The sequence below is a fragment of the Streptomyces sp. NBC_00726 genome (assembly GCF_045161735.1).
Classification (GTDB): Bacteria; Actinomycetota; Actinomycetes; order Streptomycetales; family Streptomycetaceae; genus Streptomyces.
Genome location: NZ_CP108983.1, coordinates 3,263,076 through 3,285,538 on the forward strand (window position 1 = coordinate 3,263,076; position 22,463 = coordinate 3,285,538).

General features: G+C 68.4%; 18 protein-coding genes. 6 read left to right on the top strand and 12 right to left on the bottom strand.

Annotated elements, in window-relative coordinates; all coding sequences use genetic code 11:
* The first annotated feature begins 85 nt into the window (after positions 1 to 85).
* The 4 genes from rsmG to OG338_RS14550 all read left to right on the top strand — a co-directional run bounded on the left by rsmG (position 86) and on the right by OG338_RS14550 (position 3,949).
* Positions 86 to 802 carry a 16S rRNA (guanine(527)-N(7))-methyltransferase RsmG gene (gene rsmG, locus OG338_RS14535; RefSeq protein ID WP_405937738.1) on the top strand — a complete coding sequence of 239 codons (717 nt, stop codon included), beginning with the start codon at positions 86 to 88 and terminating at the stop codon, positions 800 to 802.
* Positions 803 to 1,011: 209 nt separating this feature from the next.
* Complete coding sequence (locus tag OG338_RS14540; RefSeq protein WP_405940424.1) at positions 1,012 to 2,088, top strand: ParA family protein; 1,077 nt, start codon at positions 1,012 to 1,014, stop codon at positions 2,086 to 2,088.
* Positions 2,085 to 3,170 carry a ParB/RepB/Spo0J family partition protein gene (locus OG338_RS14545; RefSeq protein WP_405937739.1) on the top strand — a complete coding sequence of 362 codons (1,086 nt, stop codon included), beginning with the start codon at positions 2,085 to 2,087 and terminating at the stop codon, positions 3,168 to 3,170. Before OG338_RS14540 ends, OG338_RS14545 begins: the two co-directional genes overlap by 4 nt.
* Before the next feature lie 161 nt (positions 3,171 to 3,331).
* Complete coding sequence (locus OG338_RS14550) at positions 3,332 to 3,949, top strand: GNAT family N-acetyltransferase (protein ID WP_405937740.1); 618 nt, start codon at positions 3,332 to 3,334, stop codon at positions 3,947 to 3,949.
* An 88-nt stretch (positions 3,950 to 4,037) separates the two neighbouring features.
* Here OG338_RS14550 and trxA read toward each other — a convergent pair whose 3' ends face one another.
* The 7 genes from trxA to OG338_RS14585 all read right to left on the bottom strand — a co-directional run bounded on the left by trxA (position 4,038) and on the right by OG338_RS14585 (position 13,730).
* On the bottom strand, positions 4,038 to 4,376 hold the full coding sequence (trxA, locus tag OG338_RS14555; RefSeq protein WP_405937741.1) for a thioredoxin: 339 nt from the start codon (positions 4,374 to 4,376) through the stop codon (positions 4,038 to 4,040).
* A 50-nt stretch (positions 4,377 to 4,426) separates the two neighbouring features.
* Positions 4,427 to 5,392 (bottom strand): thioredoxin-disulfide reductase, encoded by a 966-nt coding sequence (trxB, locus tag OG338_RS14560; RefSeq protein ID WP_161207461.1) that lies wholly within the window; start codon positions 5,390 to 5,392, stop codon positions 4,427 to 4,429.
* Positions 5,393 to 5,525: 133 nt separating this feature from the next.
* The gene (locus OG338_RS14565; protein ID WP_405937742.1) at positions 5,526 to 5,780 is read right to left on the bottom strand and encodes a hypothetical protein; all 255 of its coding nucleotides are present in this window, start codon (positions 5,778 to 5,780) and stop codon (positions 5,526 to 5,528) included.
* A gap of 725 nt (positions 5,781 to 6,505) precedes the next feature.
* Positions 6,506 to 7,243, bottom strand: a complete 738-nt coding sequence (gene sigM / locus OG338_RS14570) for an RNA polymerase sigma factor SigM (protein ID WP_405937743.1) — start codon at positions 7,241 to 7,243, stop codon at positions 6,506 to 6,508.
* A 155-nt stretch (positions 7,244 to 7,398) separates the two neighbouring features.
* On the bottom strand, positions 7,399 to 9,093 hold the full coding sequence (locus OG338_RS14575; RefSeq protein WP_405937744.1) for a protein kinase family protein: 1,695 nt from the start codon (positions 9,091 to 9,093) through the stop codon (positions 7,399 to 7,401).
* 133 nt (positions 9,094 to 9,226) lie between these two features.
* Positions 9,227 to 11,383 carry a murein biosynthesis integral membrane protein MurJ gene (gene murJ / locus OG338_RS14580; protein WP_405937745.1) on the bottom strand — a complete coding sequence of 719 codons (2,157 nt, stop codon included), beginning with the start codon at positions 11,381 to 11,383 and terminating at the stop codon, positions 9,227 to 9,229.
* Positions 11,384 to 11,432: 49 nt separating this feature from the next.
* Positions 11,433 to 13,730 (bottom strand): DUF6049 family protein, encoded by a 2,298-nt coding sequence (locus OG338_RS14585; protein WP_405937746.1) that lies wholly within the window; start codon positions 13,728 to 13,730, stop codon positions 11,433 to 11,435.
* A 181-nt stretch (positions 13,731 to 13,911) separates the two neighbouring features.
* Here OG338_RS14585 and OG338_RS14590 point away from each other — a divergent pair, with 181 nt between their 5' ends.
* The gene (locus OG338_RS14590; protein ID WP_405937747.1) at positions 13,912 to 15,354 is read left to right on the top strand and encodes a CCA tRNA nucleotidyltransferase; all 1,443 of its coding nucleotides are present in this window, start codon (positions 13,912 to 13,914) and stop codon (positions 15,352 to 15,354) included.
* Positions 15,355 to 15,481: 127 nt separating this feature from the next.
* On the opposite strand, the gene OG338_RS14595 is transcribed toward OG338_RS14590, so the two are convergent.
* The 5 genes from OG338_RS14595 to OG338_RS14615 form a co-directional block, all read right to left on the bottom strand.
* Complete coding sequence (locus OG338_RS14595; RefSeq protein WP_405937748.1) at positions 15,482 to 16,012, bottom strand: hypothetical protein; 531 nt, start codon at positions 16,010 to 16,012, stop codon at positions 15,482 to 15,484.
* Positions 16,013 to 16,056: 44 nt separating this feature from the next.
* Positions 16,057 to 17,322, bottom strand: a complete 1,266-nt coding sequence (locus OG338_RS14600) for an MFS transporter (protein ID WP_405937749.1) — start codon at positions 17,320 to 17,322, stop codon at positions 16,057 to 16,059.
* 114 nt (positions 17,323 to 17,436) lie between these two features.
* Positions 17,437 to 18,519: an inositol-3-phosphate synthase gene (locus OG338_RS14605; protein ID WP_383751386.1), complete on the bottom strand. Its 1,083-nt coding sequence runs from the start codon at positions 18,517 to 18,519 to the stop codon at positions 17,437 to 17,439.
* A gap of 62 nt (positions 18,520 to 18,581) precedes the next feature.
* Positions 18,582 to 19,286 carry a PadR family transcriptional regulator gene (locus OG338_RS14610; RefSeq protein ID WP_405937750.1) on the bottom strand — a complete coding sequence of 235 codons (705 nt, stop codon included), beginning with the start codon at positions 19,284 to 19,286 and terminating at the stop codon, positions 18,582 to 18,584.
* A gap of 509 nt (positions 19,287 to 19,795) precedes the next feature.
* Positions 19,796 to 20,008 carry a hypothetical protein gene (locus tag OG338_RS14615; RefSeq protein WP_405937751.1) on the bottom strand — a complete coding sequence of 71 codons (213 nt, stop codon included), beginning with the start codon at positions 20,006 to 20,008 and terminating at the stop codon, positions 19,796 to 19,798.
* Between the two features lie 72 nt (positions 20,009 to 20,080).
* Here OG338_RS14615 and OG338_RS14620 point away from each other — a divergent pair, with 72 nt between their 5' ends.
* Complete coding sequence (locus OG338_RS14620) at positions 20,081 to 22,441, top strand: transglycosylase domain-containing protein (RefSeq protein WP_405940425.1); 2,361 nt, start codon at positions 20,081 to 20,083, stop codon at positions 22,439 to 22,441.
* Positions 22,442 to 22,463 lie beyond the last annotated feature (22 nt).

Sequence of the window (22,463 nt, forward strand, 5' to 3'; positions counted from 1 at the left end):
GTCTGTTCGCAGACGGGGCCGATCTTTGTCAGCCTGATAGACAGCCACCCATGGTGCGTAGTGCGGTATGGAAGGACGGTCCCCCGTGACGGAGGAAGTAGCGCTTCCCCAGGCGCCCGACGAGGCCCGGGAAGTATTCGGTGAGTGCTTTCCCGAGGCTGTCCGGTACGCGGAGCTGCTGGCGGACGCGGGTGTCACGCGCGGGCTGATCGGGCCGCGTGAGGTCCCGCGTCTGTGGGAGCGGCATCTGTTGAACTGTGCGGTGCTCTCCGAGGTTGTCCCCGAGGGGGTCACGGTCTGTGACGTGGGGTCCGGGGCCGGGCTGCCGGGCATCCCCCTGGCGCTGGTGCGCCCGGACTTGAAGATCACCCTCCTGGAGCCGCTGCTGCGTCGGACGAACTTCCTCCAGGAGGTCGTGGAACTGCTGGGGCTCGATCATGTGACGGTTGTCCGCGGCCGGGCCGAGGAGGTTCTCGGCTCTCTTCAGCCGGTGCATGTGGTGACCGCCCGGGCGGTGGCCCCGCTGGACCGGCTGGCCGGCTGGGGCGTGCCCCTGCTGCGCCCGTACGGCGAGATGCTCGCGCTCAAGGGTGACACCGCCGAGGAGGAGATCAACGGTGCTCGGGCCGCGCTCAGCAAGCTGGGCGTGGTGGAGACCGAGGTGCTGCATGTTGGCGAGGGCGTGGTCGACCCGACATCCACCGTGGTCCGAGTGGTGGTCGGCGAGAGCCCGGGCGGTGTGAGGTTCGCCGCAAAGCGTGCCAAGGCTGCGCGGACCAGCAGGACACGACGTCGTCGCTGAGCCCTGCGCGGAGTGTCGTAGCTCCGTAGCCACGCAGCGGAGGCATCGTGTTTCACGTGAAACGTCGTTCTCTGCTGCATGGAATCATCGGCCGCGGTCATGAGGCAGCCGCCCCGCCCCATCGCAGGCCCGTTAGGGCTACGGAGTTGTCCACAGAAGTGGTTTCATCCACAGAAGAGCGGGCCTCGCTGGTTCACGACCCCGAAACCATGACAGGCTCTGCTCATTGCGAGCCTGAAGTCGAGGAGAGTGAATCCTTGCGGTCCGACGCCAACATCGCGGGGCCGATGACCGATCCGGTCCCCGGTCCCCGAACCGAATCGGCGGGGAACGGTGTTTCACGTGAAACACCGCCGCCGATGGACGACACACCCATCGGTCGTGCGGCCCAGCTGGCGGTGGAGGCCCTGGGCCGAGCCGGCGAGGGGCTGCCACGGCCCGAGCAGACCCGCGTCATGGTTGTGGCCAACCAGAAGGGCGGGGTGGGCAAGACCACCTCGACGGTCAACCTCGCCGCGTCGCTGGCACTTCACGGGGCACGGGTTCTGGTGGTGGACCTCGACCCGCAGGGCAACGCCTCGACGGCTCTGGGTATCGATCACCACGCCGAAGTTCCCTCGATCTATGACGTTCTGGTGGAGAGCAAGCCGCTCTCGGACGTGGTTCAGCCCGTCCCGGACGTCGAAGGTCTCTTCTGCGCCCCGGCCACCATCGATCTCGCCGGTGCGGAGATCGAGCTGGTGTCGCTGGTGGCGCGGGAGAGTCGACTCCAGCGCGCCATCCAGGCGTATGAGCAGCCGCTGGATTACATCCTGATCGACTGCCCGCCCTCGTTGGGCCTGCTGACGGTCAACGCGCTGGTGGCCGGTGCGGAGGTGCTGATCCCCATTCAGTGCGAGTACTACGCGCTGGAGGGCCTGGGCCAGCTCCTGCGGAACGTCGAGCTGGTCCGGGGTCACTTGAACCCCGACCTCCATGTCTCGACCATCCTGCTCACCATGTACGACGGCCGGACCCGGCTGGCGTCACAGGTCGCGGAGGAGGTCCGCAGTCACTTTGGCAAGGAGGTGCTGAGGACCAGCATCCCCCGGTCGGTCCGCATCTCCGAGGCGCCGAGCTACGGGCAGACCGTGCTCACCTACGACCCCGGGTCCAGCGGGTCGCTGTCCTACCTCGAAGCAGCCCGCGAGATCGCGCTGCGAGGGGTCGGGGTGCATTACGAGGGCCAGCACGCCCACACGGGCGGTTTGATCAGTCAGCAGAGCAATTCGGAGGGGATCCAGTGAGTGAGCGTCGTCGAGGGTTGGGGCGAGGGCTCGGTGCCCTGATCCCAGCCGCTCCGCAGGAGAAGCAGCTGTCGCCCGCCGGCTCCGGGGCTTCCGCGCCCGTACTGACCACGGAGCGGGGGGTGGCCGCCGCTAAGGTGGCCACGCTCGGGGCCACTCCCGTCGTGCCCGAGCCGAGCTCGCCGATGTCGGGGGCCGAGCCCACGGTCTCGGGCGACGTGGCCGGTGCATACTTCGCCGAAGTCCCGCTCGACTCCATCACGCCGAACCCGCGTCAGCCGCGTGAGGTCTTTGATGAGGACGCGCTCGCTGAGCTGGTCACCTCCATCAAGGAGGTCGGTCTCCTCCAGCCGGTCGTGGTGCGCAAGATCGGGGCCGACCGCTTCGAGCTCATCATGGGCGAGCGGCGCTGGAGGGCCTGCCGCGAAGCGGGCCTGGAGCGCATCCCGGCCATCGTCCGGGCCACGGACGACGAGAAGCTTCTTCTGGACGCCCTCCTGGAGAATCTGCACCGGGCTCAGCTGAACCCGTTGGAGGAGGCGGCTGCCTACGACCAGCTGCTCAAGGACTTCAAGTGCACGCATGACCAGCTGGCGGACCGGATCGGCCGTTCCCGGCCGCAGGTGTCCAACACTCTGCGGCTGCTGAGGCTGTCCCCGCCGGTGCAGCGCAGGGTCGCCGCCGGGGTGCTGTCGGCGGGCCACGCGCGTGCCCTGCTGTCGGTGGACGACTCCGAGGAGCAGGACAAGCTGGCCCACCGCATCGTGGCCGAAGGGCTCTCGGTGCGTGCGGTAGAGGAGATCGTGACGCTCATGGGCTCCAGGCCCACGAGCGCCAAGAAGGCCAAGGGACCCCGGGCCGGGGCGCGGCTCTCCCCGGCGCTCTCCGATCTGGCATCGCGGCTCTCCGACCGCTTCGAGACCCGGGTGAAGGTCGACCTCGGGCAGAAGAAGGGCAAGATCGTCGTGGAGTTCGCCTCGATGGAGGACCTGGACCGCATCCTCGGCAGTCTCGCCCCGGGCGAGGGCCGGGTGCTGGACCACGCTCCCTCCGAGGAGCCGGCCGAGGACGACGAGAGCTGACGTACGCCGAACTCTGAGGGCGGGCTGTTTCCGGTTCACGGATTACAGCCCGCCCTTTGCTTTCTCACGGTGTCGGCTTGATCCGGCGGTGGTTACGATGCGTTCTGGCAGGGCATTTCCGTTCATGGCGCAGTGGGCGAGAGAAGTGAGGAACAGCCTTCATGGGGCGTCGGCTCGTACCGCTCACGCTGGACAACCTTCCCGACCTCCCCCGGCGCTGCCGCTCCTGTGTCTTCTGGGAACTTGACCCGGTCAGCGGAGAAGCCGCCGCCAAGAGCGGGACATCTGCCGGGGAAAAGGAGGCGTGGATCTCCGGGGTTCTTCTGGAGTGGGGTTCCTGCGGGCGGGTGGTCTACGTCGATGATGTGCCGGCCGGCTTTGTGCTCTACGCACCACCCGCGTACGTTCCGCGCGCCACCGCCTTTCCGACGAGCCCTGTCTCCCCTGATGCCGTTCAGCTGATGACCGCGCTGATCATGCCGGGGTACCGGGGGCAGGGGCTGGGCCGGGTCATGGTGCAGACCGTTGCCAAGGATCTGATCCGCCGGGGGTTCAAGGCGATCGAAGCCTTCGGAGATGCCCGGTGGAAGGAGGCGGCCTGCGTGCTGCCTGCCGACCATCTTCTGGCGGTGGGGTTCAAGACGGTGCGGCCGCATCCGGTGCACCCTCGGCTGCGGCTGGAACTGCGTACAACGCTCTCTTGGAAGGAAGACGTAGAGCTGGCCCTGGACCGGCTCCTCGGAGCGGTCCAGAAGGAGCCTGTGCTGCGACCGTTGTGAGGCGCGCGTTCCTGGGCCGCATGCAAAACGGGCCCGTCCTGGGGAGGACGGGCCCGTTTCACGTGAAACAAGCGGACACAGCTTCTTCTTACTGGTCCTTGTCGACGATGAAGCCCGCGAGGTCGCGGAGGATCGCAGCCTTCGGCTTGGCGCCGACGATGGTCTTGGCGACCTCGCCACCCTGGTAGACGTTCAGCGTCGGGATGGACATGACGCCGTACTTGGCAGCGGTGGCCGGGTTCTCGTCAATGTTGAGCTTCACGACCTCGATCTCGCCGTGCTCGGCCGCGATGGCCTCCAGCGACGGAGCGATCTGACGGCACGGGCCGCACCAGGCGGCCCAGAAGTCCACCAGCACGGGCTTGTCGCTCTTGAGGACGAGCTCCTCGAAGGAGTCGTCGGTCACGTTCTTCAGGGCGCCGGCCACGGCGGCCTCCTAACTTCGCGGGGTGTGTGGGGATGTGAGTGAGGCGTGGATCAGACGGCGGCCGCGGGGGCGGCCTTCTCGTCGTCGGCGAGCGCGGCGAGGAAGCGCTCTGCGTCGAGGGCGGCGGAGCAGCCGGTGCCGGCCGCGGTGATCGCCTGGCGGTAGGTGTGGTCGACAACGTCACCGGCGCCGAAGACCCCGGAAAGGTTGGTACGCGTCGAAGGCGCGTCGACCTTCAAGTAGCCCTCGTCGTCAAGTTCGAGCTGGCCCTTGAAGAGCTCGGTGCGCGGGTCATGGCCGACGGCGATGAACAGGCCGGTCACGGGCAGCTCGGACGTCTCGCCGGTCTTGGTGTTGCGCAGCGTCACACCGGAGAGCTTCTGTTCGCCGTTGACTCCGGCGACCTCACTGTCCCAGGCGAACTTGATCTTCGGGTCGGCGAAGGCGCGATCCTGCATGGTCTTGGACGCGCGCAGGGTGTCGCGGCGGTGGATGATGGTGACGGACTTGGCGAAGCGCGAGAGGAAGGTCGCCTCCTCCATTGCGGTGTCGCCACCGCCGACCACGGCGATGTCCTGGTCCTTGAAGAAGAACCCGTCGCAGGTCGCGCACCAGGAAACACCGCGTCCGGAGAGGGCGTCCTCGTTGGGGAGCCCGAGCTTGCGGTGCTGGGAGCCCGTGGTGACGATGACCGCCTTGGCGCGGTGGACGGTGCCTGCCGTGTCGGTGACGGTCTTGATGTCACCGGTGAGGTCGACGGAGACCACGTCGTCCGGGACCAGCTCGGCGCCGAAACGCTCGGCCTGGGCGCGCATGTTGTCCATGAGCTCGGGGCCCATGATGCCGTCCTGGAAGCCCGGGAAGTTCTCCACGTCGGTGGTGTTCATGAGCGCGCCACCAGCGGTGACGGCCCCCTCGAAGACCAGCGGCTTCAGCGAGGCGCGCGCGGTGTACAGGGCGGCTGTGTAGCCGGCCGGGCCGGAGCCGATGATGATCACATTACGCACGTCGCTCACGGGTTTCTTCCTCGTCTCTGCAGACTGCCTACTGTCCACGCCTACTGGGGCCGGTTCAACGACTCTCACCCCACCCAACGGATCCTACGGGGGATGCATTCCCGACGTGCCGGGGCGGCTGGCGGCGCGGTTCTCAGGGGCGTGCGTAGGCGTGCGTCAACAGCAGCTTCCCCTTGGAGGAAGGCTCGGCTCCCACACAGGCCGCGTCCACGACATACGCCTGAACGCTGTCCGGGTTCGTGGGATGGGGCAGAACGACGAGGAACGCGTCGGTGCCCTCGTAGCTGCCCCTCTCGATGGCGAGCGCCGGGCTGTTGCGGCCGATACCTTCTTCCACGCACGCGGGGACGGGCACCGCAGAGGCCCGGAGCGGGGACTCGGGGGACATGGAGTCCGAGGGGTCCGCTTGGAGCGAGGGTTGGGACTGCGGAGAGGACTGGGATCCGATGGAGGGAGCCTCTTCGTTCGCCTTGGGGGCCTGTGGGCTCGACGTGCCGGAGCCCGTGACCAGTAGTGCGTGCACCTGGTCCTTGAGGGTGGACGCGGAGAACTCCTGCGAGCGGCTTTTCGGGGCTGTGACCCTTGTGTCCTGGCTGACCCCGGCAGCGGAAGTGTCGCTTCGCTCCGCTCCCGGGAGGTTCTGGAGCAGGAAGACGCTCATGCCGACCAGGGCAGCGGCCCCGAGTGCGGAGGCGAGCAGAGTGCTACGGCGACGCCTCCGTCCTGGACGTCGGCCGGGACCGGTGTTCGCACGCGCATGTCCGGCCGGACGATCCGGGGCATGTACCCGGGACGGAGGATTCCCGGCTATGCGCGCGGGCTCTGTTTCACGTGAAACATCGGTCGCTGTATCCGGTTCAGCGCGATGCGTCCGCGCCTCGGCAGCGAGAGCGGCATCGATGCGGTTGGCGATATCAGCGGGCATGGGCTCGGGGGCCGACAGCTCGCTGAGTAGCCCGTGAATCTCCTCCAAGGAGGAGAGGACATCGGCACAGAGCTCACAGACGTCAACGTGGCTGCGGATCTCGGCTGCGCGCACTTCGGGGAGCAGGTCCTCGGTCAGGTCGGAGATTTCCGAGACTTCCGGGTGCTGGGTCGTGCCGGGTATTGACGTCATCGGTGTCCACCTCCGCCCTTCATCACAGTGGGGTCGCTCGTGCCCGTGTCTCGTGGACCGGCTGCCGGTGGGACGGATGCTCTGGGCGTCCGGTTCCCTTCCGTACCGGGCGCCTCTCCGGCGCGGCCGTCGCTGCGTAGATGCGTCAGCAGGGGTGCCAGGCGGGCCCGGCCCCGTGCGCAGCGGCTCTTCACGGTGCCCACGGGCACATCAAGGATGCGAGCGGTCTCCGCCACCGGATACCCCTGCATGTCCACGAGGACGAGCGCCGCGCGCTGCTCGGCGGGGAGGGTGGCCAGCGCGGCGAGGAGTTCGCGGTGGAGATCGTGGCGTTCCGCGGGGGCCTCCGCGGACTCATGCGGCTCCAGCAGCCGGTCGAGCCGCTCCGGGTCGTCGACGGGCGAGGTCTTCCGGGACGCGGCCTTGCGGATGCGGTCGAGGCAGGCGTTCACCGTGATGCGGTGCAGCCAGGTGGTGACGGCGGACTGGCCCCGGAAGGTGTGGGCGGCGCGGAAGGCGGAGATCAGGGCGTCCTGTACGGCGTCGGCCGCTTCCTCGCGGTCGCCCAGCGTCCGCAGGGCCACGGCCCACAGCCGGTCGCGATGGCGTCGAGCCAGCTCGCCGAAGGCATCGGGGTCACCGGCGACATGCTGCGCGAGGAGGTCCGCGTCGCTCGGTGGATCGGCGGCACCGGAGCCGTAGTGCTCACGGTCTCCCCCCTCAGCTGTCGCCATCCGTGCATTCAAACCGATCGCCGACGGGAAGTAAATGGCGAGGTCGGCTGGGGTGTATGAGCGATAAAAGGGGATGATTCGGTAGCGCGTCGGACAGGAAATGGGGCTGGGCCGGATCTGAATCCGGCCCAGCCCCATTCTCGGGTTCGAAGCTGTCAGCTGGTGACCTTGATGTCCGAGATCTTCCCCCGGAAGTCGCCCTCGCCGCTCGGCGGGAGCTTTGTGAGCCAGACGAGCAGGTACCGCGCCTGCACAGGCTTGGAGGGCTTCAGCGACACCTGGGTTCCCGACCCCTGGGCGACCTTGTTGAAGCCGGTGGGGCGGGTCGGCACCGTGGAGCCGTCGGTGGTCCGCAGCTCGACCGAGGTGGCGCCGCCGAGGAAGGACACGTCCACCTTGCCGACACGCTGTGTCTTGCCGAGATCCAGGACGACGCCGACGCCTTCCTTGAGCCTGCCGAAGTCGGCTGAGGCGTACCAGTCGGTGTGCCAGTAGGAGCTGGGGTCGTCGTCGTAGACGTTGCCTATGCTCTGCGGCTTCTCACTGCCGTCGCCGAGCGGGTCGTAGTCCTGGGCGGTGACGATCGGAACGGGCTTGCTCTTCTCGACCGGCGGTGGGTCGTTGTTCTCCGGGTTGGACTGGGTGGTGCCGGGGTCACCGCCCGAGTTGTTGTCCCGGTCGATGAGCGTTTCCGCGAGCTGCCAGCTGCCCAGGCCCAGGGCGGCGATCAGCAGCGCGGACACGACCCACTTCAGTGCCCTGCCGGTGCGGCTCTGCAAGGGTGCGGGGGGCACCGGCACGACGGGCTGGGTGACGACGGCACCGGCCGCCGGCCGTCCGTACGTGCCCTGCTGGTAGGTGGTCCGCTGGTACTCGGGCGGGGCGGTGAAGACGGGTTCGGGCGGGGGGATGCGGGGCATGGCCGCCACGGCCTTGGCGAGCTCGTCGGGCGTGGTGCACGGCTGCTCCTGGCGGGACGCCGTGGCACCGTCGTTGGCGAGCGCCCGCATGGCGATCTCGGAGAGGCCCCGGTGGACTCCGGCCCGCACCTGGTCGGGCGGGAGCAGCCCCATCCCCTTGGGCAGACCGGTGAGCCCGTACGCATCGCTCTCGTACGGCCAGCGCTGGGTCAGCGCGGCGTAGAGCAGGGCCCCGATCGCCTCCGTGTCGGCGCGCTGAGGGCCGTCGGACGTGATGCCCCGCAGGGCAGCGTTCACCGCGAGGCCGCGGATGCGGTACTGGCCGGACGAGCTGCGCAGCACGGCCCCCGGGGTGAGCCTCAGGTGGGCCAGGCCCTCCCGGTGCGCGGCCGCCATGGCCTGGGAGACCTGGCTGACGAGCTGGTACGCGTCGTGGGCGTCCATCGGGCCGGCGCTCAGCAGCGCCGTGAGCTCGATGGCGTCGGGAAGCCACTCGTGGACGACGTAGACGAGCTCGTCCTCCTCGACGGCGTCGAGGACCTGCACGAAGCGAGGGTCGCCCAGCAACGCGGAGGACCGGGCGGCGGCCAGGACCGAGCGTGCCCGTGGGTGGTCCGCGGGCAGGAGGTGGACCCCCACCGCGCGGCGCAGCTTCTCGTCGACGGCACGCCAGCTGCTGAACCCGTCCAGACGGGTGACGCATTCCTCCAGCCGGTACCGGCCGGCCAGCTTGTGACCGCTGTGCAGATCCGGGGTGGCCGGGAAGGTCTTCGATGCGGCCTTGTCGTCGTTCTCCTCCTGGGAGCCCGTGTCCGCCGCGTCCTGCGCTTCTGCCGTACCGTCGGTCGTGGCCTCGTCCGCCTTGGCGGTCAGCGGTTCGTCCCCGCTGTTGTCGGCCACGTCGACGGCAGCCGTGCTACGTTCCGCCACCGTCGTTCCTGCCTCCCCATCCGTTGCGCGATGCCAGCCAGCTCTGCTCTGCACAGTCACGCCAATTGTGCCCACACTCCGGCGCTATGCACGACACGCGGAGACCGGCGATGGTTGTGCGGGCCGGCCGGCCTCAGCGGCCGAGCCGCCCCCTGACCATGCCGACCATGCCGTTGATCTCCTCGATCCGCATTTTCCTCGCCGCGACGAAGAACACTCCCAGCAGCAGTGCACCGCCGCAGACGAGCGCGACGAGCGAACCGAAGGCTCCTTCGCCGAGCACCTGGAGGAGGCCGAAGCCCACGGCTCCGCCGACCACGGTGGCGGGCAGTGCGGCGAGGCACAGCCTGGCGTAGGTGCGGACCACGTGCGCGCCGTCCAGGTCGCCGCCCAGGCGGTTGCGCAGCCGGCGCCAGGCGATCCCGACACCGACCGCGTAGGCCAGGCCGTACGAGGCGGCCATGCCGACCACGGCCCACTGGGCGGGCAGCACGACGTAGCAGAGGGCGGAGGCCGCCGCGTTGACCAAGGCGACGATGACGGTGTTGTAGAAGGGCGTCCGGGTGTCCTCGTACGCGTAGAACCCGCGCAGCACCACGTACTGCACGGAGTAGGGGATCAGGCCGAGGCCGAAGGCCATCAGGATGAAGCCCATGGAGCGGGCTGCCTCGGGGCCGCTGGACGAGTAGAGCAGGGTGCACATCGGCACACCCAGGGCGAGGAACGCGAAGGCGACCGGGACGATGGCCACGGCGGAGTTGCGGAGCCCCTGCGAGATGTCGTCGCGGACGGCGCCGGGGTCGTTGTCATGGGCGGCCCGGGAGATCCGGGGTAGCAGGGCGGCCATGACCGAGACGGTGATGATCGCCTGCGGCATGCCCCAGATCAGCTGGGCGTTGGAATAGGCGAGAAAGCCCGCGCCGTCCTTCCCGGATGCCTTGCCGGCCGAGGTCGCGAGCTGGGTGACGACCAGCACACCGGCCTGGTTGGCGAAGACGAACAGCACCGTCCACTTCGCGAGCTTTATCGTCTTGCCCAGCCCGTGGCCCTTCCAGTCGAACCGTGGACGGAAGCGGAAGCCGGCCTCGCGCAGATACGGGATCATGGCCAGCGCCTGCACGACCAGGCCGAGCAGGGTGCCGATACCCAGCAGCCGCACGCCCTCCGGCGGGATCGTGTCCACGCCCATGTGGGACTCGTGGGACGTGCCGTAGACCCAGATGAACATCCCGAAGGTGAAGATCATGACGATGTTGTTCAGGACCGGGGTCCACATCATCGCGCCGAACTTCCCGCGGGCGTTGAGGATCTGCCCCATCACCACGTGCACCCCCATGAAGAAGATGGTGGGCAGGCAGTAGCGGGCGAAGGTGACGGCGACGCTGTTGGCCGCCGGGTCGTCCGCGATCGTCGAGGACATCAGCCGGATCAGCCAGGGGGCCGCGAAGACCACCACGGCGACGATGAGGCCGAGGGCGACCATCACCAGGGTCAGGAGCCGGTTGGCGTACGCCTCGCCGCCGTCCTCGTCGTCCTTCATCGAGCGGACGAGCTGGGGCACGAAGACCGAGTTGAGGCCGCCGCCCACGGTGAGGATGTAGATCATCGTGGGCAGCGTGTACGCGATGGTGAAGCTGTCGCCGAGCAGGGCCGCGCCCAGCGCCGCGGTGATCACGAGGCTGCGGACGAAGCCGGTGAGGCGTGAGACGAGCGTGCCGGCCGCCATGACCGCGCTGGACTTCAGCAGGCTTGAGGCGCGACCGCCGGACTTGGCCGGTGCCGGGGTGGGCTCGGGCTGGGCCGGTGCCGGAGAGGCACCCGGGTTCGCGGGGCCCTCCTGGTCGCGGAAGAGGTGGGCGAAGGCGTCGGGCTCGTCGCGATCGGCTGAAGCCTGTGTGACGAGGTCGTCCACTCCCACGAACTGGGTCGTCGCGGCGTTGTCACCGTACGGGAGATGGCGCGAGGGCCCGGCGGGCTCGGGCGGCGGCGTCTGGGCCCAGATGCGCGGGTCGGGGGCGTACTGCGGCGCCGGCGGCTGCTGGTAGAGCGGCTGTGGCTGCTGGTAGGTGCCGGGAGGCGGCGGCGGATGCGCGGCGCGGTCGTACAGCGCCTCGTCCACCGGGTCCTGGGCGGAGAGGTCCTGCGCCCGGTACGGGTCGTGGTCGTACGCGGACTGCAGATACGGGTCCGGCGCCGGCTGCTGCTGCGGGTCAGGGGGCACCGGAGGGCCGCCGGAGTACCCGGCCCCGCCCGCACCCTGACCGCGGTCACCGTCGTACGGCGCGTTCATCGAAACCCCACCTCATCGTCCCCGGCCGACCGGCCACGACAGACATCGCTCAACGGTCCACTTTCTCACCCGTGCCCGACGGCTCCGCGCTTTCGGGACCGGTGTCCGGTGTCGGGTCACTCGGCTGCTCGGGTTCACTGCCGTCGTCGCCCGCCGCGCCGCCCGCGTTGGCGCGCTTGCGATGTGCATACATCCTGATGCCGGCCAGCACCAGCAGCAGGAGCCCGCCGGCGATGACCAGAAGCACCGTCGGGGTGATCTCGGAGACCTTCACGGTGAAGGCCATTTCCTCGCCGTACGGGGTCCCGTCCTCCGTGTAGAGCTGCGCGGTCATCTGGACCTGGCCGTTGATGTTGGCCGCCGCGTCGAACTTCACGGACTGGCTGTGCCCGGCACCGATCTCGATGGGCTGCTCCGCGATGCTGCCGCCGTCGTTCAGCTTGAGCCGGGTCGCGTTGTCCGACTTCAGCCGCAGCACCAGGTGATCGACGTCCTGCAGCAGCCTGTTCTGCACGGTCACGGGGATCGTGGCGCTCCGGCCGGACAGGGTGATGTCCGACTTCGGGACGAGCTGGACCTCGCCGACGAGCCCTTGCAGATAGGTGCGGACCGAGTCCCGGTACTGCTGGGCTTTCAGCGGCCTCCCCCGCCACGAGGTCGACATGGACCGGTTGACGGCGTTGCCGAAGGGGGTCACCACACGCTCGGGGTGGGTGAGGATGACCTGGAAGTTGTTGAGCGAGGACTGGATGGACTTGATGTCCTGGAACGCCTGTGTGGGCAGCTCCTGGCGGCGCAGCTTCTTGGGATACCGGGAGGCCGGAGGCACATCGGTGGTCGCCTCGGAGTCCGGCTTGGTCGCGGCAGCCTGGGCCAGCCCCTCGGACTTCGTCCAGCGGTCGTCGTCCAGGGCGTGGAGGGCGCGTGCCATCGACTGTGCCTGGGCGACCGTCGGCGTGCGCTGGGGTGCCACGACGACGGAACGGTCCTTGTCCGTGTCCTGCTCGGTCAGGGCGAGGGTCAGGGCGAGGAACTTCTGCACGGCGAGCGTGGAGTTCCCGGCGTTGCCCATGTCGCCCTGGAAGGCGGTGGAGAGCCTCGCGTCGGAGACGACCGCTGTGGTGCCGCCGCCGATCGGGCGGGCTGCGGAAGGCGTGTAGACCAGGTTTCCGGTCTCGTCCAGGCTGTCGCTGCGGGCGATCACATAGTGGGCGCCGGCCGAGGTGGCGACGTCCACGATCGACGGGTCCACCGCACCGTCGACCGGCCATGCGAAGTCGGTGGACGGCTTCAGATGGAGGATCGTCTCCACCGTCATCCCGGCGACTTCACTGGCGGTCTGTAGATGGCTGAGGGTGCCCGAGACGTTCTTGCCGCGGTGGGCGATCGAGGCCAGGTCCGGGTCGCCGAACGGCAGGGCCACGACCTTGCCCTCGGACACGGCCGCTTCAAGCGAGGTCAGCCATTTCTTGGCCACGTCCTGGTTCGTCCCGGCGACCGTGGTGTCCCCGGACTTGACCCGGTAGGGCTTGGTCATCGCGTCGACGCTGGCCAGCAGATCCGGGTCGATGACCCAGGTCACGGGCAGCCGGCTGCCCAGGGAGACCATCTGTTCGAGTCGGCCGCCCGGTGCGATCTCCGCGGCGAGGTCGTCGTCGGCGAACACCGGGGTCTGCTGCTCGTCCGAGCCGGTCTCCGCCGTGAGGTGTGCGGACGCGATCAGTGGCCAGAGGTAGCTGATGCCGATCTTGGAGTCGCGGTCGCCGTCCTGCCAGGGCAGAAAGGTCCGCTTGATGCCGAGGACCTGGTCGTACACGGTGTGCGAGGTGCGCCCCGACAGCGATACGCCCAGCTGGTAGACCCCGTCGTCCCCGAGATTCAGCTTGCTGACCGGAACGGACAGCGTGAAGTCCTGGCTGATTCCCGAGCGCAGCTTGTCGATCTCGACCGTGTACTTGCCGCCGATCGGATAGGGATCGGTACCGGGCAGGTATCCCGTGCGCCGGGCGGCCGCGTCGATGGCGGTTCTGCTGAAGAGGCGGGGGCCGACCCGGAGGTCGACCTGGGCGTCGGTGACGGTTTCCTTGCCCTTGTTGGTCAGCGTCCCGGAGATCCGGAGCGTGTCCCCCTTCTCCGGGGCGCTGGGGGTGATTTCGTCCAGGGACACCGCCACCGTGCTGGATCCCGTCGGAGCCTTGGCCGGGGCGTCGGCCCGGGCCTGCGGGGCTGCGGCGCCCGCCAGCAGGGCGGCGACGAGCGGCGCCCCGGCGAGCACGGCGGCGGTGCGCCGCAGCCACCGGCGGGCAGGAGAGGGATTCATCCCCTGGATGTCTGCCGCCTCGGCCACGCGTACCCGTCCCTCGTCATCGTCAACTGCTGTGGATCGTCGTCCGTTGCTGCGTCCCCGCATGGTAACGAGGTGCGTCGGGGCTAAGTGCCGGGGAGTGCGCTGCATGATCGGGAGAGTCTCGCAGGGCTTGGGAAATGGGTGACGCCCGGACCGGTCCGTGCACGTACCCTTTTCTGTTGTGCCGAATGCCAACGAAGACAACCCCAGCGCCCTGACCCAGGTGCAGCACCGCGCAGTCAGCGAACTGCTGCGGGTCGCCCCGGTCGCCGACGATCTCGCCCGCCGATTCCAGGATGCCGGATTCAGTCTTGCACTGGTCGGCGGCTCGGTCCGTGACGCGCTTCTCGGCAGGCTCGGGAACGACCTGGACTTCACGACCGACGCCCGCCCCGAGGACGTGCTGAAGATCGTCAGGCCGTGGGCCGACTCCGTGTGGGAGGTCGGGATCGCCTTCGGCACGGTGGGGGCGCAGAAGCACGGCTACCAGATCGAGGTCACGACGTACCGGTCGGAGGCGTACGACAGGACCTCACGCAAGCCGGAGGTGTCCTACGGGGACTCCATCGAGGACGACCTCGTGCGGCGCGATTTCACGGTCAACGCTATGGCCGTCGCGCTGCCGGAGAAGGTCTTCATCGACCCCCATGACGGCCGGAAGGATCTGGCCGAGCGGGTTCTGCGTACGCCCGGGACGCCTGAAGCGTCGTTCTCCGACGATCCGCTGCGCATGCTGCGGGCGGCACGGTTCGCCGCGCAGCTCGACTTCGAGGTGGCCCCCGAGGTCGTCAGCGCGATGACGGAAATGGCGGGCCGGATCGAGATCGTCTCGGCCGAGCGGGTGCGCGAGGAACTGAACAAGCTCCTGCTCTCTTCCCATCCCCGGAAGGGCCTGTCCCTCCTGGTGGAGACGGGGCTGGCCCAGCAGGTTCTGCCCGAGTTGCCGGCGCTCCGGCTGGAGAGTGACGAGCACCACCGGCACAAGGACGTGTACGAGCACTCCCTGACCGTCCTGGAGCAGGCGATCGCCCTGGAGGAGGACGGGCCGGACCTCGTTCTGCGTATCGCCGCCCTTCTCCATGACATCGGCAAGCCGAGGACCCGGCGCTTCGAGAAGGACGGGCGGGTCTCCTTCCATCATCACGAGGTGGTGGGCGCCAAGATGACCAAGAAGCGCATGACGGCGCTCAAGTACTCCAATGAGATGGTCAAGGACGTCTCGAAGCTGGTGGAGCTGCATCTGCGCTTCCATGGCTACGGTGACGGCGAGTGGACCGACTCCGCGGTGCGCCGCTACGTACGGGATGCCGGCCCGCTTCTGGAGCGGCTGCACAAGCTGACCCGGTCGGACTGCACCACGCGCAACAAGCGCAAGGCCGCTGCTCTCTCGCGCACCTACGACGGGCTTGAGGAACGCATCGCCCAGCTGAAGAGCCAGGAGGAGCTGGACGCGATCCGGCCGGACCTGGACGGCAACGAGATCATGCAGATCCTGGACGTGGGTCCGGGGCCGGTCATCGGCAAGGCGTACGCGTTCCTGCTGGAGCTCCGCCTGGAGAACGGCCCGCTGGAGCACGATGCGGCGGTCGCGGAACTGAAGAAATGGTGGGAGACGCAGAGCTGACGCTCTCGCTTCTGTTCAAGCGTCGGCGCTCATGTTTCACGTGAAACATGAGCGCCGACGCATACGCCGAGGGCGTTGTTTCACGTGAAACAACGCCCTCGGTCGGTGTTCTGGGTGCTGCGGAGGTTCAGCCGGCCGGATTGAGTGGTGTCAGACAGAGCACCACGCTGTCCCGGCTCTTACGGCGACCCGAGCTCTCGGTATAGGCGGAGTACTTCTCCGCGTCGCAGAGGTCCGTGTCGGTCGTGTTGTCATGCACCTCGGCGACCTTGTACTCGGCGGCGGACGAGTCGCAGTCGACGGAGTTCATGTCGGGGTCGAAGTTGGTGCCCTTGTTCTCCAGGCAGTCCCCGACCGAAGCGGCCTTGGCGTCGGACTCGAACATGTCGCCCAGGCCGAACTTCAGCACGGCGAGCACAACGAGGCCCACGACGATGATGACGATGTTGCGGGTGGCGAGGAACGCCTTCTTGCCGCCCGAGGGTTGCGAAGGCCCCTGAGGAGGAGTGCCCCAGCCCTGCGGCTGCTGAGGCTGCTGCGGGCCGCCCCACCCCTGCTGGGGCTGTTGCGGAGGGTAGCCGTATCCGCCCTGCTGTGGCGGATACGGCTGAGGCTGCTGGCCGTACGGGCCGTTGCCCTGCTGCGGCGGGTAAGTCATCTGGATGCCCCCGTGATTCGTGCGTCGTGTTTGACGCGGGCACGCTATAGGACATCACCGTCCCGACTCCAATGCGTGAGGCACAGGGCAGAACTTGCGTAGAGCACCGCCACGCCGATCACCAGCACGGCGGACCGCCCGTCAGACGGAAGCATCAGCGCGGCGACTGCCGCCGCGGCCACGAAGGCCACGTTGAACAGCACGTCGTAGAACGAGAAGGCCCTGCCCCGGTAGGCGTCGTCCACGGCGGTCTGCACCACGGTGTCCGTGGCGATCTTCGCCCCCTGCGTGACGAGCCCGAGGACGAACGCGGCGACGAGCATCGGCGCCGGAGCGAACCACAGCCCCAGGGCCGGTTCGAGGATCGCGGCGGTGCCCGCGCAGACCACCATCCAACGGAGCCGCCCGAACCGCCCCGCGGCCCAGGGTGTCAGTACGGCCGCCGCGAAGAACCCCGCACCGGAGACGACCACCGCCAGGCCGAGGAGGGCCAGACCGTCGTCCTCGTTGTCCGTCCAGGCGTACCGGCAGAGCATCAGGACCATGACGGTCAGCGCCCCGTAACAGAAGCGGATCACCGTCATCGCGGCCAGCGCCCGGGACGCGCCCCGGTGCTCCAGCAAGTGCCGCAGTCCGTCGAGGAGCCCGCCGGCCGCCGCCGTCAGCGCTGCCCGTAGCGACATGCGGCCGGCCTCGCGGTCCGGCCCGAGGAGCCCCGCCGCCAGGCTCAGCGCCGCCAGCGCCGAGGCCAGGTACAGCGCCGCCCCGAGCAGCACCACGGCGGAGTCCGAAGCCGCCAGCAGCCGCACCACGAAGGCGAGTCCACCGCCCGCGGTGGCGGCAAGGGTGCCCGCGGTCGGCGACAGCGAGTTGGCGAGCACCAGATGCTTCCGCTCGACCACGCGCGGCAGAACGGCGGAGAGGCCGGCGAGGACGAAGCGGTTGACCGCGGTGACGCACAGCGCGGACGTGTAGAAGAGCCACGCCGGAGCCGCGACGATGATCAGGAGGGCGGTGCAGCAGGCGAGCCCGGAGCGCAGCAGGTTGCCGTAGACGAAGACCTGACGCCGGGGCCAGCGGTCCAGCAGCACCCCCGCGAAGGGCCCGACGAGTGAATAGGGGAGCAGCAGCACGGCCATGGCGGAGGCGATCGCCCCGGCGGACGCCTGCTTCTCCGGAGAGAAGACCACGTATGTGGCCAGCGCCACCTGATAGACGCCGTCGGCCGACTGGGACAGGACCCGCACGGCCAGCAGGCGGCGGAAGTCCGGGAGGCGGAGAAGTATGCGCAGGTCGCGCGCGACGGGCATGGGAGCAAGGGTCACACACGACGAGGGCCCCCGGGCGGATTGCCCAGGGGCCCTCAACGGCGCGGCAGCCGAGAAGCGTTGCCGCTCCTCATCTGCGCGGCTGACTCACGGGAGTCAGTTGGAGACCTCACCGCGGATGAACTTCTCGACGTTCTCGCGGGCCTCGTCGTCGAAGTACTGCACGGGCGGGGACTTCATGAAGTACGAGGACGCGGAGAGGATCGGGCCACCGATGCCGCGGTCCTTGGCGATCTTCGCCGCACGGACGGCGTCGATGATGACACCGGCGGAGTTCGGGGAGTCCCAGACCTCCAGCTTGTACTCCAGGTTCAGCGGGACGTCACCGAAGGCGCGGCCCTCAAGGCGCACGTACGCCCACTTGCGGTCGTCCAGCCAGGCCACGTAGTCCGACGGGCCGATGTGGACGTTGTCCGCGCCGAGCTCGCGGTCGCGGATCTGCGAGGTGACGGCCTGCGTCTTGGAGATCTTCTTGGACTCCAGGCGCTCACGCTCAAGCATGTTCTTGAAGTCCATGTTGCCGCCGACGTTCAGCTGCATCGTGCGGTCCAGGATGACGCCCCGGTCCTCGAAGAGCTTCGCCATCACGCGGTGCGTGATGGTGGCGCCGACCTGCGACTTGATGTCGTCGCCGACGATCGGGACACCGGCCTCGGTGAACTTGTCCGCCCACTCCTTGGTGCCGGCGATGAAGACCGGGAGAGCGTTGACGAACGCGACCTTGGCGTCGATGGCGCACTGGGCGTAGAACTTCGCGGCCACCTCGGAACCCACCGGGAGGTAGCAGACCAGGACGTCGACCTTGCGGTCCTTGAGGACCTGGACGATGTCGACCGGGGCCTCGGCCGACTCCTCGATGGTCTGGCGGTAGTACTTGCCCAGGCCGTCGTGGGTGTGGCCGCGCTGGACGGTGACACCGGCGTTCGGCACGTCGCAGAGCTTGATGGTGTTGTTCTCGCTCGCACCGATGGCGTCCGAGAGGTCGAGGCCGACCTTCTTCGCGTCGACGTCGAAGGCGGCGACGAACTCGACGTCCCGCACGTGGTAGTCGCCGAACTGGACGTGCATCAGACCGGGCACCTTGCCGGCCGGATCGGCGTCCTTGTAGTACTCGACGCCCTGGACCAGCGAGGCGGCGCAGTTGCCCACGCCGACGATGGCTACGCGAACCGAACCCATTCCGGTTGCTCCCTGTGTGTAATGGATGTTTCTTATGAGCCCGCCGCGGATCTGCGGTGAACTCACTTGGCGGTGTCGCCGGACGGATCCGGCGGGTTGTCTCCCCGCCGGGGCAGGCCGTCAGGCTCTCCTGAGGTCTTCTGCTGAGCTGAGCCCTCGGGCGAGGATCGTCGCTGATCCCGTCCCGACCGCTCGCTCTCGATGAGCTCGTTCAGCCAGCGCACTTCGCGCTCCACGGACTCCATGCCGTGTCGCTGTAGCTCAAGGGTGTAGTCGTCGAGGCGCTCACGGGTGCGTGCCAGAGAGGCGCTCATCTTCTCCAAGCGCTCCTCCAGCCGGCTGCGACGGCCTTCCAGCACCCGCATTCGCACGTCGTGCTCCGTCTGCCCGAAGAAGGCGAAGCGAGCCGCGAAGTGCTCGTCCTCCCAGGAGTCGGGGCCGGTGTGCGAGAGCAGCTCCTCGAAGTGCTCCTTACCTTCAGCCGTCAACCGGTAGACGATCTTGGCCCGGCGCCCCGCAAGGGACGAGGCGGGAGCGACGGGCCGGCCGGAGCCGGATGCCGCCTCCGCCGGAGCGGTCCCCGGTTCCTCGATCAACCAGCCGTTGGCGACCAGCGTCTTGAGGCAGGGGTAGAGCGTCCCGTAACTGAAGGCACGGAAGATGCCCAATGAGGTGTTGAGACGTTTGCGCAGCTCATAGCCGTGCATCGGGGATTCGCGGAGCAGTCCGAGGACGGCGAACTCAAGGATGCCGGAACGTCTGCTCAACCTCGCCCCTCCTTCTCCGCGTGCTCTCACTTGTCCCTTTGTACCGGGTCGATGTACCGAGCTGATGTATCGACTCGATACATCAGCACGATAGATCGGACCGGCGGCGCCGACAAGGGGAGCCTCAGTGAGCGGCGTCACATCGCCAATTCCTAGGAACCGACTTGCGTTGTTTGGGGTGAAGTTCGGTCCCAGGAGGGTTTTGACCGTGCGTAGTCTGTGCGGCATGCAGACCACCGGGAACCGCGAGACGCGTGCACGCGCGAGTGCTCGCGGGTCATCCGGACGCATAGCGGGCGAGCCCGTCGCCGGGCCGGCCCGTCATTCGGGGGACCGGATCTCACCTGCCGCTTCCAGGCGTTCTCGCCTGCCCGAGGAGTAGTCGTTCGATGAGCGAGCACCGTCGCAAAACGTCGCAACCGCAAGGCGGCGGACGTGCCGCGGCCCGACGAGCCGCCCAGCAGTCCTCAGGACTCCGCGCGGCACCGTCACGCGGAGTAACCTCAGCCTCACCTGCCGGCTCGTACGGCGACGAGGCCCCGTACGAAGGCCGTGCGGCAGCCAGACGGGCGGCCCAGCGCGGTGGCGGCGGCCGTGGAGGTTCCGACGGTGGCGGCGGTGGACGGCGTCGCGGTGGCGGGGACGGCGGGCACGAGGGCGGCGGGCGCGGTGGGCGGCGCCCGGTCAAGAAGCGCTTCATCGACTATCCGCGCGCCGGCCACCAAGGTCTGCGCCGCTGGGTTCCGTCCTGGAAGCTGGTGTCCAGCCTGTGCATCGGCTTCCTCGGCCTGCTGATGGGCCTCGCCGGTCTCGCGTACGCGATGGTCGCCAAGCCGGAGGTCAAGGACGCCGCGAAGGCGGAGAACAACGTCTACTACTGGGCGGACGGCAGCCAGATGGTGGCCACCGGCGGTGAGGTCAACCGCCAGGTCATCGACTACGCGCAGATCCCCGAGGCGATGCGCAACGCCGTCATCTCAGCCGAGAACAAGTCCTTCGACACCGACCATGGCATCGACCCCATGGGTATCGCCCGTGCCGTCTTCAACATGGCCAAGGGCGGCGAGACCCAGGGCGGTTCGACCATCACCCAGCAGTACGTCAAGAACTCGCGGCTGTCGCAGGAGCAGACCCTCAGCCGCAAGTTCGAGGAACTCTTCATCACGCTCAAGGTCGGCAGCGAGATGAAGAAGAAGGACGTCATGGCCGGGTACCTGAACGTCTCGTACTACGGGCGCGGCGCCTCCGGCATCCAGGCCGCTGCCCGTACGTACTACGGCAAGGACGCCAAGGATCTGGACGCGAGCCAGTGCGCCTTCCTGGCCAGCCTCCTCAAGGGCGCCAGCTATTACGACCCGGCAGGTGCGCCGGAGGTCGACTCGGTGCAGGCGACCGCGGAGAAGAACCTCGCGCGGGCGAAGAAGCGCTGGAAGTGGATCCTCGACGAGGAGGTGAAGGACGGCCGGATGTCGCAGAAGGAGCGCGACGGGTACACGGAGTTCCCGATGCCCGACAAGCCGAAGCGGGCCGCACAGCTGGGCGGTCAGATCGGCTACCTCGTCAACACCGCCAAAGCCGAGATCTTCGAGCGCACCAAGATCACCAAGGACATGCTCGACCAGGGCGGCTACGAGATCCACACGACCTTCGACAAGAAGAAGGTCAATCAGCTCAGCAAGGCCGTCAAGCGGGTCTACGACGAGAACATCGACCCCAAGAAGCGTCCGGAAGACACTCACGTGCAGTTCGGCGGTTCGTCGGTCGACCCCAAGACCGGCGCGATCCAGGCGATCTACGGCGGTGTGGACGCGACCAAGCACTTCCAGAGCAACGCCGGTCCCACCGGCGCCGCGGTCGGTTCGACCTTCAAGCCCTTCGTGCTGGCAGCCGCCATGGAGTACGGCAAGCGGGACCCGTCCGGTGGCCCGGAGCAGGACGAGTCGGAGCGTACGAAGGTCTCGCCGCTCAGCATCTACAACGGCGCCGACGGGCTCAAGATCAGGAGGTACGACGGCGACGTCTGGACCGACAAGGAGGGCAAGGAGTGGCTGCAGACCAACGACGACCATGAGTCGTACGGCAACATCACCCTGCGTGAGGCCATGCAGTGGTCCGCCAACTCCCCTTACGTGCAGCTGGGCATGGACGTCGGCACGGACAAGGTGAAGAAGGCGGCCATCGCGGCCGGGCTGAAGGACGACCGGTACATGGCGGACTCCAGCGTGCCGTCGTTCTCGATCGGCACGTCCTCGCCGAGCGCGACGAGCATGGCCGGCGCCTACGCCACCTTCGCGGCCCGGGGCCAGCAGCGCGATCCGTTCTCCGTCACCGAGGTGAAGAAGCGCGGCAAGCCGGAATACCAGCACAAGGTGGTCACCAAGAGCGCCTTCGACAGCGTCATCGCCGACAACGTCACGGACGTCCTCAAGAACGTCGTGGCGAAGGGCACCGGTACGCCCGCCCAGCTCCCGGGCCGTGAGGTCGCGGGCAAGACGGGTACGACCGACGACAACCTGTCGGCGTGGTTCGTCGGCTACACGCCGCAGCTGTCGACGGCGATCAGCATGTACCGGCTGGACGACAACGAGAAGCACAAGAACCGCGGGTTCGAGGAGATGTACGGCACCGGTGGCAAGGACAAGATCCACGGTGCCTCGTTCCCCGCACAGGTCTGGCACGACTACATGGTCGAGGCCATGAAGAAGGAGAAGGCGGAGCCCTTCCCGAAGGCGGAGCCGATCGGGGAGAAGGTCTACGGCGGCGGCGCGTCCAAGAAGCCCTCGCCGACGCCCACGCCCACGCCGACCGAGACCGAGACGACGAAGCCGACCCCGACCCCCACGCCCACGCAGGACGTCCCGACCCCCGACCCGACCGACACCTGCGGTACGTGGGACTGGAACTGCCAGAACAACAACGGCGGCGCCAACGCGGGCACGAGCCAGGGCAACGACGGCGGCACGGACACGGGCACGAGCCAGGGCAACGACGGCGGCACGGATACCGGCACCTCCACCGGCACGACGGGTGGGGACGACGGTTCGGACGGGGGCACCACCACCGGAACCAGCAACGGCACCACCGGAGGCAACACCACCGGCACCGGGAACAACAGCACCGGGAACACCAACTGGTGGGGCGGCACGAACGGGTAGCGCCCGGCACGACAGGCGATGA

Excerpts from the sequence above, each read along its gene's own strand:
- OG338_RS14540 (WP_405940424.1), top strand. The coding sequence starts at position 1,012 with ATGACAGGCTCTGCTCATTGCGAGCCTGAAGTCGAGGAGAGTGAATCC.
- OG338_RS14605 (WP_383751386.1), bottom strand. The coding sequence starts at position 18,519 with ATGGGTTCGGTTCGCGTAGCCATCGTCGGCGTGGGCAACTGCGCCGCC.
- OG338_RS14595 (WP_405937748.1), bottom strand. The coding sequence starts at position 16,012 with ATGACTTACCCGCCGCAGCAGGGCAACGGCCCGTACGGCCAGCAGCCT.
- OG338_RS14565 (WP_405937742.1), bottom strand. The coding sequence starts at position 5,780 with ATGTCCCCCGAGTCCCCGCTCCGGGCCTCTGCGGTGCCCGTCCCCGCG.
- murJ (WP_405937745.1), bottom strand. The coding sequence starts at position 11,383 with ATGAACGCGCCGTACGACGGTGACCGCGGTCAGGGTGCGGGCGGGGCC.
- OG338_RS14620 (WP_405940425.1), top strand. The coding sequence starts at position 20,081 with ATGGGCCTCGCCGGTCTCGCGTACGCGATGGTCGCCAAGCCGGAGGTC.
- OG338_RS14550 (WP_405937740.1), top strand. The coding sequence starts at position 3,332 with ATGGGGCGTCGGCTCGTACCGCTCACGCTGGACAACCTTCCCGACCTC.
- OG338_RS14600 (WP_405937749.1), bottom strand. The coding sequence starts at position 17,322 with ATGCCCGTCGCGCGCGACCTGCGCATACTTCTCCGCCTCCCGGACTTC.
- sigM (WP_405937743.1), bottom strand. The coding sequence starts at position 7,243 with ATGGCGACAGCTGAGGGGGGAGACCGTGAGCACTACGGCTCCGGTGCC.